The organism is Parasphingomonas frigoris (assembly GCF_036663815.1).
Classification (GTDB): domain Bacteria; phylum Pseudomonadota; class Alphaproteobacteria; order Sphingomonadales; family Sphingomonadaceae; genus Sphingomonas.
On sequence record NZ_JAXOJQ010000003.1, the window covers coordinates 164409 to 180574 of the forward strand.

General features: G+C 68.7%; 20 protein-coding genes and 1 tRNA gene. 13 read left to right on the top strand and 8 right to left on the bottom strand.

The window, feature by feature from the left end:
• The first annotated feature begins 56 nt into the window (after window positions 1-56).
• The 5 genes from U1872_RS10985 to U1872_RS11005 all read left to right on the top strand — a co-directional run bounded on the left by U1872_RS10985 (window position 57) and on the right by U1872_RS11005 (window position 2790).
• A complete protein-coding gene (locus tag U1872_RS10985; protein ID WP_332792946.1) occupies window positions 57-524 on the top strand; it encodes a PTS sugar transporter subunit IIA in 468 nt (155 codons plus the stop codon).
• Window positions 511-984: a PaaI family thioesterase gene (locus U1872_RS10990; protein ID WP_332792947.1), complete on the top strand. Its 474-nt coding sequence runs from the start codon at window positions 511-513 to the stop codon at window positions 982-984. The genes U1872_RS10985 and U1872_RS10990 overlap by 14 nt, the downstream gene beginning before the upstream one ends.
• Window positions 981-1334: a DUF1491 family protein gene (locus U1872_RS10995; protein WP_332792948.1), complete on the top strand. Its 354-nt coding sequence runs from the start codon at window positions 981-983 to the stop codon at window positions 1332-1334. Before U1872_RS10990 ends, U1872_RS10995 begins: the two co-directional genes overlap by 4 nt.
• Before the next feature lie 320 nt (window positions 1335-1654).
• Window positions 1655-2173 (top strand): cell wall hydrolase, encoded by a 519-nt coding sequence (locus U1872_RS11000; RefSeq protein ID WP_332792949.1) that lies wholly within the window; start codon window positions 1655-1657, stop codon window positions 2171-2173.
• Between the two features lie 50 nt (window positions 2174-2223).
• A complete protein-coding gene (locus U1872_RS11005) occupies window positions 2224-2790 on the top strand; it encodes an MmcB family DNA repair protein (protein WP_332792950.1) in 567 nt (188 codons plus the stop codon).
• Here U1872_RS11005 and U1872_RS11010 read toward each other — a convergent pair.
• Window positions 2787-3404 carry an ankyrin repeat domain-containing protein gene (locus U1872_RS11010; protein ID WP_332792951.1) on the bottom strand — a complete coding sequence of 206 codons (618 nt, stop codon included), beginning with the start codon at window positions 3402-3404 and terminating at the stop codon, window positions 2787-2789. The two genes, U1872_RS11005 and U1872_RS11010, sit on opposite strands and share 4 nt — an antisense overlap.
• Before the next feature lie 74 nt (window positions 3405-3478).
• Here U1872_RS11010 and U1872_RS11015 point away from each other — a divergent pair, with 74 nt between their 5' ends.
• Genes U1872_RS11015 through U1872_RS11025 form a run of 3 tightly spaced genes read left to right on the top strand, consistent with a single transcriptional unit; the run spans window position 3479 to window position 5200 of the window.
• Window positions 3479-4087: an SCO family protein gene (locus tag U1872_RS11015; RefSeq protein WP_332792952.1), complete on the top strand. Its 609-nt coding sequence runs from the start codon at window positions 3479-3481 to the stop codon at window positions 4085-4087.
• Window positions 4084-4515: a YcgN family cysteine cluster protein gene (locus U1872_RS11020; protein ID WP_332792953.1), complete on the top strand. Its 432-nt coding sequence runs from the start codon at window positions 4084-4086 to the stop codon at window positions 4513-4515. The genes U1872_RS11015 and U1872_RS11020 overlap by 4 nt, the downstream gene beginning before the upstream one ends.
• Window positions 4469-5200: a M48 family metallopeptidase gene (locus U1872_RS11025; RefSeq protein ID WP_443025371.1), complete on the top strand. Its 732-nt coding sequence runs from the start codon at window positions 4469-4471 to the stop codon at window positions 5198-5200. Before U1872_RS11020 ends, U1872_RS11025 begins: the two co-directional genes overlap by 47 nt.
• Here U1872_RS11025 and U1872_RS11030 read toward each other — a convergent pair.
• The 6 genes from U1872_RS11030 to U1872_RS11055 form a co-directional block, all read right to left on the bottom strand.
• Window positions 5176-7374 carry a transglycosylase domain-containing protein gene (locus tag U1872_RS11030; protein ID WP_332792954.1) on the bottom strand — a complete coding sequence of 733 codons (2199 nt, stop codon included), beginning with the start codon at window positions 7372-7374 and terminating at the stop codon, window positions 5176-5178. The two genes, U1872_RS11025 and U1872_RS11030, sit on opposite strands and share 25 nt — an antisense overlap.
• Window positions 7375-7429: 55 nt before the next feature.
• Window positions 7430-7852 carry a peptide-methionine (R)-S-oxide reductase MsrB gene (gene msrB, locus U1872_RS11035; protein ID WP_332792955.1) on the bottom strand — a complete coding sequence of 141 codons (423 nt, stop codon included), beginning with the start codon at window positions 7850-7852 and terminating at the stop codon, window positions 7430-7432.
• A 15-nt stretch (window positions 7853-7867) separates the two neighbouring features.
• Complete coding sequence (locus U1872_RS11040; protein WP_332792956.1) at window positions 7868-8986, bottom strand: NAD(P)/FAD-dependent oxidoreductase; 1119 nt, start codon at window positions 8984-8986, stop codon at window positions 7868-7870.
• On the bottom strand, window positions 8965-9651 hold the full coding sequence (locus U1872_RS11045; RefSeq protein WP_332792957.1) for a methyltransferase domain-containing protein: 687 nt from the start codon (window positions 9649-9651) through the stop codon (window positions 8965-8967). Before U1872_RS11045 ends, U1872_RS11040 begins: the two co-directional genes overlap by 22 nt.
• Window positions 9648-10721 carry a type III polyketide synthase gene (locus U1872_RS11050; RefSeq protein ID WP_332792958.1) on the bottom strand — a complete coding sequence of 358 codons (1074 nt, stop codon included), beginning with the start codon at window positions 10719-10721 and terminating at the stop codon, window positions 9648-9650. Before U1872_RS11050 ends, U1872_RS11045 begins: the two co-directional genes overlap by 4 nt.
• Window positions 10722-10876: 155 nt before the next feature.
• Window positions 10877-10963: transfer RNA gene (locus tag U1872_RS11055), tRNA-Leu, on the bottom strand.
• A 110-nt stretch (window positions 10964-11073) separates the two neighbouring features.
• On the opposite strand from U1872_RS11055, the gene U1872_RS11060 reads away from it, so the two are divergent.
• Window positions 11074-12435, top strand: a complete 1362-nt coding sequence (locus tag U1872_RS11060) for an MATE family efflux transporter (protein WP_332792959.1) — start codon at window positions 11074-11076, stop codon at window positions 12433-12435.
• On the opposite strand, the gene U1872_RS11065 is transcribed toward U1872_RS11060, so the two are convergent.
• Window positions 12407-13144: an MJ0042-type zinc finger domain-containing protein gene (locus U1872_RS11065; RefSeq protein ID WP_332792960.1), complete on the bottom strand. Its 738-nt coding sequence runs from the start codon at window positions 13142-13144 to the stop codon at window positions 12407-12409. The genes U1872_RS11060 and U1872_RS11065 overlap by 29 nt on opposite strands.
• A gap of 162 nt (window positions 13145-13306) precedes the next feature.
• Between U1872_RS11065 and ftsE the strand changes: the two genes are divergently transcribed.
• The 4 genes from ftsE to U1872_RS11085 are packed head-to-tail and all read left to right on the top strand — an operon-like array spanning window position 13307 to window position 16165.
• Entirely contained in the window at window positions 13307-14014 is a 708-nt protein-coding gene (gene ftsE / locus U1872_RS11070; protein ID WP_332792961.1) for a cell division ATP-binding protein FtsE, read from the top strand.
• Entirely contained in the window at window positions 14011-14904 is an 894-nt protein-coding gene (locus U1872_RS11075; protein WP_332792962.1) for a cell division protein FtsX, read from the top strand. Before ftsE ends, U1872_RS11075 begins: the two co-directional genes overlap by 4 nt.
• Window positions 14901-15437 carry a YdcF family protein gene (locus U1872_RS11080; RefSeq protein ID WP_332792963.1) on the top strand — a complete coding sequence of 179 codons (537 nt, stop codon included), beginning with the start codon at window positions 14901-14903 and terminating at the stop codon, window positions 15435-15437. Before U1872_RS11075 ends, U1872_RS11080 begins: the two co-directional genes overlap by 4 nt.
• Entirely contained in the window at window positions 15434-16165 is a 732-nt protein-coding gene (locus U1872_RS11085; RefSeq protein ID WP_332792964.1) for a lysophospholipid acyltransferase family protein, read from the top strand. Before U1872_RS11080 ends, U1872_RS11085 begins: the two co-directional genes overlap by 4 nt.
• The last annotated feature ends 1 nt before the right edge of the window (window position 16166 follow it).

The window sequence follows — 16166 nt, forward strand, 5'->3', positions numbered from 1 at the left end:
GATCGGCGCTATGGGCCCGCTCGAAGCTTCCGCTTCGGGCGGGCCCAAGGACGTATATGACGGATTTGCATGACATTCTGGCACCCGAGGCCGTGCTGGAGCGGGTCGGCGCGGGGACGCGCAAGGCGCTGTTTCAGCAGCTCGCGGCGGCGGCGGCGAGCGCCTATGGGCTCGATCCGGCGGCAGTCGCCGATGTCGTCGGCGCGCGCGAAAAGCTCGGATCGACCGGCTTCGGCGACGGCGTGGCGACGCCGCACGGCAAGCTCCCCGGTCTCGACCATGTCTGCGGGGTGTTCGCGCGCCTGGCGCAACCGATCGACTTCGCCTCGGTCGACGACCTGCCGGTCGACATCGTCTTCATGCTGCTCTCGCCGCCCGATGCCGGCGCCGCGCATCTCAAGGCGCTGGCGCGCGTGTCGCGCGCGCTGCGCGACAAGGCGTTCGTCGCCAATCTGCGCGGCGCCGCGTCGCGCGACGCACTGGTCGCGTTGCTGACCGCGGGGCAAGCGCGTGACGCCGCCTGAGGCGGCGCCCGTCCCGGCGGGCGCGCAGGCGCATTATCGCGCGCTCGAGGCGCTCTATGCCGCGGCGCCGATCAACCGGCTGTTCGAGTCGACGCTGGAAATCCCCGAAGCCGGTATCGCGCGAATCCATTTCCAGATCGACGAGCGCGTGTTCCACGCCGCCGGTGCGGCGCACGGAACGAGCTATTTCAAGATGCTCGACGACGCGGCCTTCTATGCCGCCAACAGCCTGGTGACCGATCGCTTCCTGCTGACGACGGCGTTCAACCTGTTGCTGACCAAGCCGCTGCGCGCGGGCCCGGTGGTCGCCGAGGGCCGCTGGATCTCGGGCCATCGCCGCGTGTTCATCGCCGAGGCACGGCTGATCGATGCCGAGGGTGAGGAAGCCGCGCGCGGGACGGGCACCTTCATGCGCTCGCAGATCGCGCTGGCAGGATTGCCCGGCTACCGCGCGCAATGACGCGGTTGCTGCCGACCGGCCTGCTCGTCTCGGCGCTGCTGCGGCGCGTCAACGATGCCGGCGGGATGGGCATGGTGCGCGCCAAGGGCGACCCTGATTCCGGGTCTATCCTGTTGATTCTCAACGACGGATCGGGGCCGGGACGGATGGTCGAACGCGCGATCGGCCCGCTTGGAACCTATGCCTTGGTCGCAACCGGGCCAACCGACGCACCCGACGATTTGGCCGGCGCTCCGGCGCGCGACGCCTATTGGCAACGCCGTCGCGCGCGCGACCCTGACCTGTGGGTGATCGAACTGGACATCGCGTCGGCAGAACGATTCGCCGCAGAAACGATCCTCGACGGTTGACCGCGAAGCCCCGCGCGGGGATAGGCCGACACCTTAGTTCAGGGCGTTGTGCTGTACCGGGTGCGATCCGGGATGGTTACGCAGTCGGGGGGCTGTCCGGACGGGCGACTTTTGGTCAGCCCTCGCCGTGGACCAACCGCATTTTAGTCGTTTTCATGTCGTTTTCTAACCGCGTTGCATCCATCGCGACGCTGACCCTTACCGTCGCTGCTCTCATCGGCTTCGGAACGCCTGGGTTTGCCCAGGAAATCAATCGTGCCATCAACGAGCCGACGTCTGTTTCGGTTCCCCCCGCTGGTTCGCCCAGCCAGACCGTCCGCATGATGCCGGCGATCGCCACCACCGAGTCGGCTGATCCCGCACCCACCGCGTCGACCACCCCCGACGATCTTCAGGACGGCGATCTTCAGGACGGCGATACCGTCGCTTATGGTACGCTCGATGCTGCCGTCGCCGCGCAGCCCGTCCCCGAGACGATGAGCGAAGAGCTCCAGTGCATGGCCGGCGCGATCTATTTCGAGGCCAAGGGCGAGCCGCTCGACGGCCAGCTCGCAGTCGCCGAAGTCATCCTCAATCGCTCGAAGTCGGGTCGTTTCCCCAAGGGCGTGTGCTCGGTCGTGACGCAGCCCGGCCAATTCTCGTTCGTTCGTGGCGGCCATGTCCCGGCGATCCCGCAGACCAAGCAGTATCGCACCGCCGTCGCCGTCGCGCGTGTCGCGCTCGCCGATGCATGGGACAGCGCGGCGTCGACCGCGATGTATTTCCACGCGCGCCGCGTCGCCCCGAGCTGGCACCGCGTTCAGGTCGCCGCGATCGGCAACCACCTTTTCTATCGGTAATAGGCGCGCGTCGAAATTGACGTGTTCGTGAAATGTTCTAGGATCGGGGGATGTTGCAGACCTTCCCCGATTCCAGTCCTTCCGACTCCAGCCTTTCCGGGTCCGGTTTCCCCGGCTCCGCGTCCCCGAACCTCCCCATCGATGCCTGCGCCGACTTCCCGGGCTCTCCGCTGTGCGCCGCCGATGTCGCGCGCGGCACGACGCGGCTGCTGCTGCGGCACGATCTCGTCGCGCTCGGCGAAGTTCCGCTCGACGGAAATCGCCGCGCCGACCTGATGGCGATCGATGCGCGCGGGCAGATCATCATCGTCGAGATCAAGGTGTCGCGCGCCGACCTGCTCGGCGACGGCAAATGGACCGACTATCTCGCCTGCTGCGATCGCTATTATTGGGCGATCCCCGCCGGTTTCGATGCGACCCCACTCGACGGTCCGGCCTTCCTGCCGGACCGCACCGGTATCATCGTCGCCGATCGCTACGATGCGGCGATTGTGCGCGAGGCGCATACCGTTCCGCTCGCCGCCGCGACGCGCAAGCGCGCGACGCTCGCCTTCGGGCGACGCGCGGGGCGGCGGCTGATCGCGCTGACCGACCCCGAAGCGATGACCTTACCCTAGAGGCTGGGCCCGGACACCGCGCGGCGTGCCTTTTTGGGGGTCGCGTCGATCAGCTGCGCGATCGCGGGCGAGCGCGTGTCCTGGTGCGCATAATCGCGCGCCGAGAAACCCTGCAGCCGGTCGGCCTGGTCGGGATCCGCCTTGAGATCGAGCAGCGTTCGCACCATCGTCGCGTCGCGGCGCTGGACCGCGATGATCAGCGGGGTCTCGCCGCTGGCATTGGCGAGGTTGGGATTGCCGCCGGCCTTGGCCAGCGCCGCGATCATCTCGCCCCGTCCGATCCGCGCGGCGAGCACCATCGCGGTCTCGCCCTTGCCGTCGCGCAGATTGGCGTCGGCGCCCTTGCTCAGCAGATAGGCGAGGTAGGGCATGTCGCCGCGCCGCACGACGATGTGGATCGCGCCCTCACCGCTTGTCTGGTCGCGCGTGTTGACCAGCGTCACGCCGGGCTTTTCGAGCGCGGCGATCACCTCGTCATTCTTGGCATCCTTGACCGACTGCAGGAATTTGTAGCCCGCCGATTGGCCGAGCTGGGCAGCGGCAGGAGCGGCGATCAGGGCGAGTGGGCTCGCGATGAGCAGCGAGACGGCGAGCGAGGCGGAGCGGAAAGTCATCGAAAACGTCCTGGCTGGGTCGTGCGACACGAACGGAAGAGGCGCAAAGCTTGCGCGAAAACGCCTAACAGATCATGGCTGGCGACACCATGAACCAGATTGTCCGCACGCTTTCCGCGTTGCTGCTCGCCGCTCTCCCGATCGGCTGTAGCGGCCCTGCCACCCCCGCGCGCGCGCCGCTCGACGGCGCGCGGATCGGCGTGCCGTTCCGCCTGATCGACCAGGACGGCAAGCCGCGTACCGACCGCGATTTCGCCGGGCGCTATCGCATCCTGTATTTCGGCTACACCTTCTGCCCCGATGTCTGCCCGACCGACCTGCAGACGATCGGCGCCGGGCTCCGGCTGTTCGAAGCGAAGGATGCCAAGCGCGCGGCGAGCGTCGTGCCGATCTTCGTCACGGTCGATCCCAAGCGCGATACGCCGGCGGTGCTCAAGCCCTATGTCGCGGCGTTCCATCCGCGGATGGTCGGCCTGACCGGCCCCGCCGATGCGATCGCCGCGGTCGCCAAGGGCTATGGCGTGATGGTCGCGGCGGAGAAGCCCAATGCCGAGGGAAATTATCTCGTCGCGCATGGCCGGATGGCCTTCCTGATGGATCCCGCGGGCAAGCCGGTTGCGCTGTTGCCGCAGGACAAGGCGCCGGCCGATGTCGCCGCCGAGCTCGATCGGTGGGTGCGATGAGCGGAAAATTCTGGGAAGAGCCGATCGACACGCTCGATCGCGGGCAGTGGGAAGCGCTGTGCGACGGCTGCGGCAAATGCTGCGTCCACAAGCTCGAGGATGAGGAGACGGGCGAGTTGCTGCCGACCAACGTGTCGTGCCGCCTGCTCGATCGCGCGACCGCGCAATGTTCGAACTACAAGCACCGCCATGCCTATGTCAGCGAGTGCGTGCGGCTGAGCCGCGACAATGTCCGCGCGATCGACTGGTTGCCGGCGACCTGCGCCTATCGGCTGCGCGCGGCGAACGAACCGCTCCACGAGTGGCACTATCTGGTGTCGGGCGATCGCGAGTCGGTCCACCGCGCGGGCCAGTCGGTGCGCGGCTGGACGATCTCCGAGGATGACGCCGGCGAGCTCGAATATCATCTGGTCGACCGCGAATTGTGAGCCGGCAGCGGTGACCCCGCCGATCGAAATCGTCCGTAACGCGCGGGCGCGGCGCGCGCGGCTCTCGGTCGACAGCGCGACCGGGCGGGTCCGGCTGGTGCTGCCGACGCGCGCGCCGCTGAAGAAGGCGCTGGCCTGGGCCGAGGGCAAGGCGGCGTGGATCGCCGAGCAGCATGCGCGGCTGCCGCAGGCGATGCCGTTCGCCCCCGGTGCCGAGATCCCGTTCGGCGATGATGTGCTGACGATCGCGTGGGACGAGACGGCGCCGCGCACAGTGAAGCGCGAGGGAACACTGCTGCGCTGCGGCGGCACGCGCGACGGCCTGTCGCGGCGGATCACCAGCTGGTTGAAGCGCGAGGCGCTGAAGGTGCTGAGCGACGAGACGGCGGAGTTTGCCGGACGCGCTGGTGTCGGGGTGACAAAGGTCGCGATCGGCGATCCCAAGACGCGCTGGGGGAGCTGCGCCAGTTCGGGGACGGTCCGCTACAGCTGGCGGCTGATCCTGATGCCGGCGTTCGTGCGGCGGTCGACCGTCGCGCATGAAGTCGCGCATCGGCTGCACATGAATCACAGTGCGCAGTTCTGGCGCATCGTCGACCTGCTCGACGAGCGCGACCCCGATGAATCGCGCCGCTGGCTGCGCGTCAACGGCGCGGCGCTTCACTGGTTCGGGCGCGAATCCTGACGCTCGTCGCCGCGGTCGGGCGGCGGCGGATAGGCTGACCGATCGCGCGGCACGCGCGTCGGGGTCGGCGCCGGGCGCGGCGCGTCGCGACCGAGCACATGGTCGAGCCAGCCCTGGTCGAGCCGCTGCCCGTCGTCGGGGCGGTCCTGCTGCTGGTCGGCGCCGCGCGCGACGCGCGGGTCGGGCGTGCGCTGGTCGGGGGCGCGCTGCTCGATCGGGTTGCCGTCGGCATCGACTTGCTGGCCCGGCGCGGGCGCGCGGACCGTGTCCACCGGAACGCCATTCTCGTCGACGAACAGGCCGTTATCGGCCTCGCCGAAATAGGATTCCTGGTCGGGCTCGAGCTGGAATTCGGGGAGCGTGACCTTGGTGTCGAACTGCTCGACCGGGCGGTTGGCGACCGCCGGCTTCATGAAGGCGGCAAAGGCGCGCGCCGGGGCGGTGCCGCCGTGCAGTCCTGCGATCGGCTTGGCGTCGTCGCGGCCCATCCACACGCCGGTGGTGAGGCCGCTCGAGAAGCCGAGGAACCAGCCATCCTTGCTCGACGTGGTGGTGCCGGTCTTGCCCGCGACCGGTCGCCCGATCTGCGCGGCCTTGCCGGTGCCGGTGTTGACCGCGGTCTGCAGCAGGTCGGTCATCTCGGCCGCGACATAGGGCGCGACGAGGACGTGGCTGGTATCGACCGACTGCGCGTAGATCGTCTCGCCCGACGCGGTGACCTTGGTGATGCCGTAAGGCGTGACCGCGACGCCCTTGTTGCCGACGCTGGCGAAGGCGCGCGTCATGTCGATCAGGCGGACCTCGGAACTGCCCAGCACCATCGAGGGGTGGGTGTTGACCGGGGTGGTGATGCCGAAGCGCCGCGCCATGTCGGCGACGGTCGCAAAGCCGACTTCCTGGCCGAGCTTGGCCGCGACGGTGTTGATCGAATAGGCAAACGCAGTCCGCAGGCTGACCGCCCCGCTGTTGCGGCGTGAATCGTTGCGCGGGCTCCACCCGTCGATCGTAACAGGTTCGTCGACGATCGAATCCTCGGGCCTGTGCCCGGCCTCGAGCGCGGCGAGGTAGACGAACAGCTTGAACGCCGAGCCGGGCTGGCGGACCGCCTGCGTCGCGCGGTTGTAGATCGAGCTGACATAATCGGTCCCGCCGACCATCGCGCGGACGGCACCGTCGCGATCGATCGCGACGAGCGCCCCTTGCGCGCCGGGCGGAGCGTTTTGCTGGATCGCGGCGTCGGCAGCGCGCTGCATCTTGAGGTCGAGCGTGGTCCACACCTCGAGCGGACGCTGGGTCTCGTCGATCAGCATTTCGAGCTGTGGCAACGCCCAATCGGTGAAGTAGCGCACGCTGTTTTGCCGCGCTTCCGGTACGAAGGCAATCGCATCGATCTGTGCGGCGGCGGCCTCGCTCGGCGAGATCGCGCCGGTTTCCTGCATCAGCTTGAGCACGACGCCAGCGCGACCGCGCGCGGCATCGATGTCGGCGGTCGGCGAGTAATTGGAGGGTGCCTTGACCAGGCCTGCGATCACCGCCGCCTCGGCCAGACTGAGATGGTCGGCGCCATGGCCGAAGAATTTGCGCGACGCCGCGTCGATGCCGTAGGCGCCGCCGCCGAAATAGACCTTGTTGAGGTAGAGTTCGAGCACCTCGTCTTTGCTGAACTTGCGCTCGAGCGCGAGCGCGAGGATCGCCTCGCGAATCTTCCGGCCGAACTTCTTGTTCGAATTGAGGAAGATGTTCCGCGCCAGCTGCTGCGTGATGGTCGAGCCGCCCTGCGTCCAGTGGCCGCGTTCGAACCGGACCTGCACGGAACGCACCATCCCGACCGGATCGACGCCAAGATGCGAGCGGAAACGGCGATCTTCGACCGACACCATCGCGTCGCGCATCACGGGGGGGATGCGATCATAGGGAAGCCATTCGCCGTAGCTCGGCCCCATCGATACGATCACCGTGCCGTCGGCGGCATGGACGCGGATCATCTGCCCGTTGGGCGACGATTTCAGCTCGTCGAAGCTCGGCAATTGCCCTTTCGAGACGTAAACGGTGACGACCAGTACGAGCGCGGCAAGCACGGCGAGCCCCGCACCAATCTGCAGCCCGAAGACGGTCCAGCGGCGCCAGGCCGGCGCGCGTTTCGATCGCGATGAGGAAGTGGAGGAGCGGGCCATGAAGCTGCGCCAAGCGTTAGGCCGTGCCGGTCACGCCGACAAGCCATCGGCTCGCTCAGTCCTTCGCCTCGTCGCTGCCGATGCTCTCCCGGGCGCGGAAATCGAGGCTGAGCGAATTCATGCAATAGCGCAGGCCGGTCGGCGGCGGCCCATCGGGGAAGACATGGCCGAGATGGCCGTCGCACCGCGCACAGCGCGCTTCGGTGCGCGTCATGCCGTGGCTGCGATCGGTATGCTCGACGACATGGTCGGGCGAGATCGGCTGGGTGAAGCTCGGCCAGCCCGACCCCGAATCATATTTGTCGGCCGAATCGAACAGCGGCAACGCGCAGCCGCCGCAGCGATAGATGCCGTCGGCCTTGTTGTTGTCGTAACGCCCGGTAAAGGCGCGCTCGGTGCCTGCCTCGCGCAGGACGTGATACGCCTCGGGGCCCAATTTCTTGCGCCATTCGGTCTCGGACAGGGTGATATGATCCATGGCGATATTTTCCTGTTAGCGAGCCGCGCGGTCAAGCGGCGAATGGCCGATCCGCGTGAGCGAGGCGATAATGTCGATCAGTCGTGGCAGTCGGCCGAGCAGCGGCACTGCGAGGGTGGTCAAGGCGGGCCGTTCGGCGGCGTCGCGGACGAGGCCGGCGAGGCGAATCGGGCGGGCAGCGGCGCGGGCAAAATCCTTCTGGAAGCGCGGCGCCGCGGCGCCACCACCCCCTAGATAAGCGTGGCCCGCGCGAATGCCACTGGCGATCGCGATTCCCATCCCCTCACCGGCGAGCGACGGGATGACACCTGCCTGGTCGCCGAGCCGGAACAGCCCGGCCGTGCCGAGCGTCGCGCGCCAGCCATAGGGCACGTTGGCGATCGCATCGATCGGCTCGCTGCCGGTGCGATAGGCGAAGCGGTCGCCGAGGTGAGGGTGGTCGCGCCCAAGCTGGTCGAGCAACGCCGCCGGGCTGCCCGCCGCGACCAGCGCCGAGCGATGCACCGCCATGCAGGCGTTGGCGCTGCCATCCTCCTGCCGGACGATCCCGACATAGCCGCGGTCGAACAGATGCAATTCGATCGTGTCGCCGATCAGGCGATCGAGACCCGGCGTCGATGCGAGCCGGATCCGCAGGCCGAGCACCGGATCTTCGCCGCGCGCCTCCGGTGGTCGCGCGGCGCCGCGCACGTCATGCTTGCCGCTGGCGAGGAAGAGCGTTTCGCCCGATAGCGCGGCACCGTCGTCGAGCCGCGCGATGAGTCCGTCGAGGCTGCGCACCGTGACACCGCGCTCGACCGCGGCGCCGGCCGCGATCGCGCGTTCGAGCAGCACGGTGTCGAGCAGGTGGCGTGAGACGCCATGTGCCGGGCGCGGCAGGCGTGCCTCGACGACGTGCTCGCCCGCGAGGATGCGGACCGTCGTCACGCGCGCCGGGCCGAGCGCTTCGGGGGCGATGCCGAGTCGCCCGAGCGACTCGAGCGTGCGCCAGCTGAGAAAGCCGCCGCAGATTGCGTCTCCGGTCTCGCGGCTGCGCTCGACCAGCAGATGCGGTGCGCCGGCGCGCGCGAGCACGATCGCGGCGCTGGCGCCGGCCGGCCCGCCGCCGACGATCAGCGCAGCGCTTCGACGCATAACCGGAACGGGAAGGCGCGGTAGATGCGCGCGGGGACAGCGGCTTCGGCGAGGATCGGCGGCCATTCGGCGGGGCGATAGGAGCGCGCGATCGACAGCGTTCCGTCGTGCCGCACGATCGGATGCCATCGCGCAAGCGTGGCGAGCAGCGGGAAGCCGCGATAGGCGAAACCGTGGCGATGGAGATCGTTGACCAGCCAGCCGCGCCGGCTCTCGGCGTGCATGAAGCGCAGGAAGCCGACGAGCTGGTCGTGCGTCATGTGGTGCGCGACGAGGCTCGAGACGACGAAATCCCAGCCGTCGCCAGCATGATCGGCATAGTCGCCGGTGATATAGCGAATCGGCAGGCCGGGGGGGGTATGCGCGGTCGCCGCGAGCGCGCTGCGTGGGTTGAGGTCGATCCCGACGAGATCGGCCTCGATCCCGCTATGCGCGGCCCAGTGCGCGATCCGCCGGAGCATGTCGCCATCGCCGAACCCGACGTCGAGCAGCTTGAAGCGCCGCATTCCCATGGTCGCGCGGCGGAGAAAATCGAGGGTGGGTCGCGCCGCCATGGTGATGGCGTTGACCTTGGCGAGATCGCCGACGACCGCGGCATAGGTCTCAGGCGCCAGATCGTCGGCGTCCATCAGCTCCTCGGCGATCGCGCGGTGTTCGAGCATCATGCCACGCTCCGGAAGCCGAAACCCTCGGCGGCAAGACCCGGCCCGAAGGCGAGCGCGACGCCCTCGCGAATCGGGGGACCGGCGAGCAAGCGCGCGAGGACGAACATCAGGGTGGCCGACGACATGTTGCCATAGTCGGCAAGCACCCTCCGTGACGCCAGGAGCGCATCGGAGGGGAGCGCGAGGCTGGTCTCGACCGCATCGAGGATCGATCGACCGCCGGCATGCACCGCCCAGCCATCGATCTGGTCGGGCGCACGCCCCCCGGTGGCGGATGCGGCAAACGCCGGATCGGACAGTCCGGCGGCGATGCGCCCGGGGACTTCGCCCGACAGATGCATCGCAAAGCCGCTATCGGTGATGTCCCAGCGAATCAGCGCTGCCGAATCGGGCAGGGTAGTGGCGAAGGGCTGGCCGAGCGCTAGCCCGTGCGGGTCGGCAGTGACCAAAGCGGCCGCCGCGCCGTCGCCGAATTGCAGCATGGCGAGCAGCGGCTCGAGCGCGGGATTGTCCTGCAGGTGGAGCGTCGACAGCTCGACGCACAGGACAAGGACGCGTGCGTCCGGGTCGGATCGGACGATGTGGCGCGCGCTGCGCAGCGCGGCGACCGCGGCATAGCAACCCATGAAGCCGACGAGCAGGCGCTCGACCGAGGGATCGAGCCCGAGTCGCGCAGCGACGATCTGGTCGATCCCGGGAGCGACGAAGCCGGTGCAACTCGCGACGACGAGGTGCGTGATTCGGTCGAGCGTAACCTGCGCGCCGAGCGCGTCGATCGCGGCAAGGCTCAGTTCGGGAGCGGCCTGCGCGTAGAGCCGCATCCGCTCGGCGGTGCCGGGCAGGAGGTCGCGCGCATAGAAGCCGCCGGCATCGACCGGCGATCCGCCGTCGCTGCCGACCGGCAGAACCGACCAGCGATGTCCGATACCGGCGCGTCCGGCCATGCGATCGAAGATTTTGGCGGAGCGTTCGTCGGGCAAGCGTGCGCGCGCCCAGCTGATGAAAGCCGCGTGAATGTCGTGGTCCGGAACGGCAGTGCCGATCGCGGTGATATGGGCGGTGTTAGGCAATCGAGGCTTTCGCGAAGGCCGGCGGTACGTCCGGTTCGAGCACAACGCTACGCGCACGCGGACGATCCGCAAAGCTCTGGAGATTCCCAATCTGCGTGGGCAATTCGATCGCCACGGCACGGAGACCCGTGCGTGGCGTCGATTTCCAGAAAAAGTGGTGCGGCCGAGAAGACTCGAACTTCCACGGGCTTTCGCCCACAACGACCTCAACGTTGCGCGTCTACCAGTTCCGCCACGGCCGCACGTAACATCGCCGGGCGGACCCGGCAGCTGGTAGGCGAGCGCCCCTAGCAAAGGGATTCGGGGAGTGCAACGCCTATCGCAATCGCGATGATGCGCGTAGCGAGCCGGCATGCCCCGCGCGCCCTCTCCGATCGCCGACGAAACCCGCCAGATTCTGGCGTTGGCGTGGCCGGTGATGTTGACCAGCCTCAACTGGACGATCCTCAGCGTGACCGACATCGTCGTGGTCGGGCTGACCGGAACCGACCAGGTTGCAGCGCTTGGGGCGAGTCGCGCGCTGACCTTCGTGACGATCGTTGCCGGGCTGGCGTGGCTGTCGGGAACGCTAGTTTTTACCGCGCGGGCCGATGGCGCGAAGGATCTGCGTGCGACCGGCGCGACACTTCGGGCGGGGCTGCTGTGGGCGATTCTGCTCGGCTTGCTTGCTGCGCTCGGCTTCGCGCTGTTCGCCGAGGCGCTGCTCGGCGCGATCGGCGTCGCGCCGGGCCTGGTGGTGCCGGCGGCGCGCGTCGTGCGCGTGATGGCGCTGGCCTATCCGCCGCAGCTCGTCATCATCGCGGCGAGCTTCTTTCTCGAAGGGATCGCACGGCCGCGCCGCGTGATGGTGGTCAATCTGGGGATGCTGCCGCTCAACGCCGTGCTCGCCTGGGCCTGGTCGGGCGGGCATTTGGGATTCCCGGCGCTGGGTGCGGTCGGCGCGGCGGTGGCGACTGCGGTGGCGTCGCTGCTCGGCGCGATGGCGATGCTGGCGGCGGCGTGGACGACGCCGCGCGCGGTCGAGCGCGGCGTGCGCGACCTGTCGCGGGCGGCGTGGCGCGCCGCGATCCCGGCCGCGGCGCATCTCGCGCGCTTCGGCATCGTCCCGGCGATCGCGTCGGGGCTCGAGCTGGCGGGCTTTTCGATCCTGATCGCGCTGTCGACTGATTTCGGCGCGGTCACCGCGCACGCCTTCCAGATCGTCTTTGCGGTCCACAACGTCGTGTTCGGTGTCGCGCTCGGCCTGGGGTCGGCGGCGGGCGTGCGCGCCGGCAACGCGGTGGGCGAGGGGCGCCCGGTCGCGGCGATCCCGCGCGTGCTGATCGCGGCTGGGCTGGCGGCGCTCGCGACCGCTGCGCTGGCGCTGCTGATCGTGCTGGCGCGCGGGTCGATCGTCGGCCTGTTCCCGGCGGCGGTCGGCGTCCATGCGGTGGCGTTGGCGATGCTCCCGGTATGGGCGCCGTTCATCCTGTTCGACGGGGTGCAGGTGGTGATCGTCTATGCGCTGCGCTCGCTCGGCGACCAGATCGCCGCGGGTGTGAACAGCATTCTTGCGTTTTTCGTCGTGACCGGTGGCGCGGGGTGGTGGCTGGTGCACAGTGGCGCCGGACCAATCGGTCTAGTCTATGCCTCGGGGCTTGGGATGCTCGCCGCGACCTTGCTCCACGGCGGGCGATTCGCGCTGGTCAGTGTGCGGCTTCGCCGGAAAAGCTGAGCACCAGTTCCTTGGCGTTGACGGGAACGTCGAGCTTGGCGCTATTGAACTCGATCGAGCCTTTGGGCGGCAGCATCGTCGCCTCGGGCCGGATTATCCAGCTGAACACGATGCGGCGCTGCGCATCGCGCAGGTCGGCGCGAATGTCGGGGATCGGCTGCGGCGAGTCGGTCGGGTTGAGCACGGTGCCGCTGACCGCAAAGATCTCGTTGCCGTTGAACACATGCTGGTCGATCGGCTTGCTGACGATCTTGAGCGGGGTGCCTGCGGCCGGGCGGAACAGATCGCTCGCGATGCCGGGGGCGCCGGTATAAAGGATGCCGGCAACTGCGGCGAGCATCAACCCGCCAGCGACGAGCGCCGCCAGCGTCGCGCGTCGCGCCGGATTGCGCCGTGCGCGGAAGGGCGGTTGGTGGGCGAAGGCGTCATAGTCGGAATGGGCGGTCTCGGCTGCTGGGCTGGAGAACCGGGTGGTGTCGTTCGACGGCGCTGCTGTATCGACCGCGGCTACGGGAGCTGCCTGCGGGGCCTCGGCCGGATGGGCGATGGGCGAGGCCGCTTCGGCGCGGGCGACCAGGTCGAGCGCGGGGATACCGTCTTGGAACCAGCTATGCTTGCAACTGGCGCAGCGCACGGTCCGGCCGTCTACCCCGATTGCGGTATCGGGGACGAGGTAACGCGTGTGGCACTCGGTGCATTCCAGGATCATGCGATGGCTTTGGCCCGGTTGCCGACAGCTGGCAACGCATCCCGGAAAGCTACGCCTGTGCGCAGGCGACCGCAAGAGCCGCGATGCTGGTGCTTGTGGCGGCGTGGCGGAACGTGCGATGCAGGCGCGGGGCATAGGCAAATAGCGAGCAACACGCGCCACATGGCGAATATCGTTCAGTTCGAAAATGTTGGGCTACGCTACGGGTCCAGTCAGGAGACGCTGTCCGATGTCAGCTTCACCCTGTCGAGCGGCGCCTTCTATTTCCTGACCGGCGCGTCCGGCGCGGGCAAGACCTCGCTGCTCAAGCTGCTCTACCTCGCACAGCGCCCGACACGCGGCAGCATCCGGTTGTTCGGTGAGGATGCGGTGACCTTGCCGCGTGCGCGGCTGCCGGGCTTCCGCCGGCGGATCGGCGTGGTGTTCCAGGATTTCCGGCTCGTCCCGCATCTGTCGGCGTTCGACAATATCGCGCTGCCGCTCCGCGTGTCGGGGGTGCCCGAAAGCGACGTCGCAGCGCCAGTGCGCGAGATGCTCGACTGGGTCGGCCTCGCCGACCGGGTCGATGCCAGGCCGGTCACGCTGTCGGGCGGCGAGCAGCAGCGCGTCGCGATCGCGCGCGCGGTGATCGGGCGGCCCGAAATCCTCGTCGCCGACGAGCCGACCGGCAACGTCGATCCCGACATGGCCGAGCGGCTGTTGCATCTGTTCGATTCGCTCAACCGGCTCGGCACCACCGTCGTGGTGGCGACGCACGATTTCCATCTGCTCGGCCGCATCCAGAACGCGCACATGATGCGGCTCGACAAGGGGCGGCTGCTCGATCCGACCGGATCGCTGCGCTTTCCACCGCCGGCCGCGTCCGCGTGAGCGTCACCCTGATCGCCGCGGCGGCCGACCGGCGCTTGCTCGACGAAAGCCACAGCACGCGGGCGATGACCTGGATCATGGCGATCATGTTGTTCCTGACGGTATTGTCGGCAGCGCTGGGGCTTGGCACGCTCGGGGCGGCAACGTTGCTCGATCGCCAGCTCGCCGGGCGGCTGACGGTACAGATCGTCGATCCGGCCGAGGCCGCGCGGCTCGACCAGGCCGCACGCGCGCTGGCTTTGTTGCGGCGCGCGCCAGAGGTGAAGCGTGCGGTCGCGGTCGATCGGGCGCATCTGGCGACGTTGCTGCGGCCCTGGCTCGGCAGCGACGCGGCCGACCCCGACCTGCCGATCCCGGCGATGATCGACGTCGATCTCGCGGTCGCTGGTGACGCGGCGGTGGCACGCGTGACGCAGGCGGTGCGCGGCGTGGCGCCGTCGGCGCGCGTCGACCGGCACGAAAACTGGATGGCGCCGGTGCGCGATGTGATGGCGATGCTGACCGGTTTCGCCGGGGGGCTGGTGCTGCTGATGGCGGTGGCGACCGCAGCGGTGGTGATCCTGGCGGCGCGGGCGGGGCTCGAGACACATCGCGCGACGATCGAGGTGCTGCACATGCTCGGCTCGACCGACGTCCAGGTCGCGCGGCTGTTCCAGCGGCGGATTGCGCTCGACACGCTGGTCGGCGGGGTGATCGGGACGGGGCTGGCGTTCGGCGTAGTGGTGCTCGCCGGATGGCAGGTCCGCGCGCTCGGCTCGGACCTGTTCGCCGGGCTGCTGCTCGCGACGCGCGACTGGATCCTGCTGTGCGCGCTGCCGATCGCTTTTGCGGTGCTCGCCACGCTGGCCGCGCGGATGGCGGTGCTGCGCACACTCGGCCAGCGGCTATGATCCTGCGGATCCTCGCCGTGCTGGCGCTGCTTTACGGGGTGGGCTTCGCGATCTTTCTGAAGACCATGCCCGCACCGCTGGCGGGGCCTAACACCGATGCGATCGTCGTGCTGACCGGCGGGGCCGGGCGGATCGATCGCGGTCTGGCCCTGCTCAAGGCTCATGCCGGCAAGCGCATGCTGATCAGCGGCGTCGCGCCGGAAGTCCGCCCCGGGGAACTTGCGCACGAATATCGCGTCAGTCCGGCGCTGTTCCGCTGCTGCATCGACCTCGGCCATGAAGCCGTCGACACGCGTTCGAACGCCGAAGAGACGGCCGATTGGGTGCGCGAACATGGCTACGCATCGGTGCGGCTGGTGACCTCGGACTGGCACCTCGCGCGCGCCAAGCTCGAACTCGTCGCGGCCCTCGACGGCGACGCCACCGTCGTCGGCGATGGCGTGCCGAGCACGCCGCGGTATCGCTTGCTGTTCGGCGAATATAACAAATTGCTGGTGCGGCGCGCGGCGTTGCTGATCGGGGCCGCCACATGAACGCGTTGCGCAATCTGCTGTTCAAGGTGCTGTTCTACGGGGGATCGGTGCCGATCGTGCTGACGACTCCGATCAGCGCGCTGATCAGCTGGCGCGCATTGGTCGCGCACACGCATTTCTGGACGCGCTGGCACGGCTGGACGACGCGTAATATCCTCGCGATCGACCAGCGGATCGAGGGCGGGCGCTTCGGCGACATGGCCAATGGCGGCGCGCCGGTGCTGTATGCCGCCAAGCATCAGTCGATGTACGAGACGCTCGAGCTCGGGCGGATGCTGCGCAATCCGGCGATCGTGATGAAGCAGGAACTGACCGACATTCCGGTGTGGGGGTGGGCGGCGAAACGCTACGGCGTGATCGTCGTCGATCGCGAGGCCTCGGCCGGCGCGCTGCGGCGGATGCTGCGCGATGCGCGCCGCGCGCTGTCCGAGAAGCGCTCGATCCTGATTTTCCCCGAGGGTACGCGCGTTTCGCCGGGCGAGCAGCCGGCACTGCGCGCAGGCTTTGCCGGCCTCTATCAGATGCTCAAGATCCCGGTTGTGCCGGTTGCGATCGACAGTGGGATGGTCTGGCCGAAGGACGGCCCGAAAATACCCGGTACGGTGACCTTCCGCTTCGGCGACCCGATTCCACCGGGTTTGCCGCGTGAAGAGGCGGAGCGGCGAGTCCATGCCGCGATCAACGCGCTCGACCGGCCGGCGGCCGCTGCGTCTGGTCAGGCGGCATAGA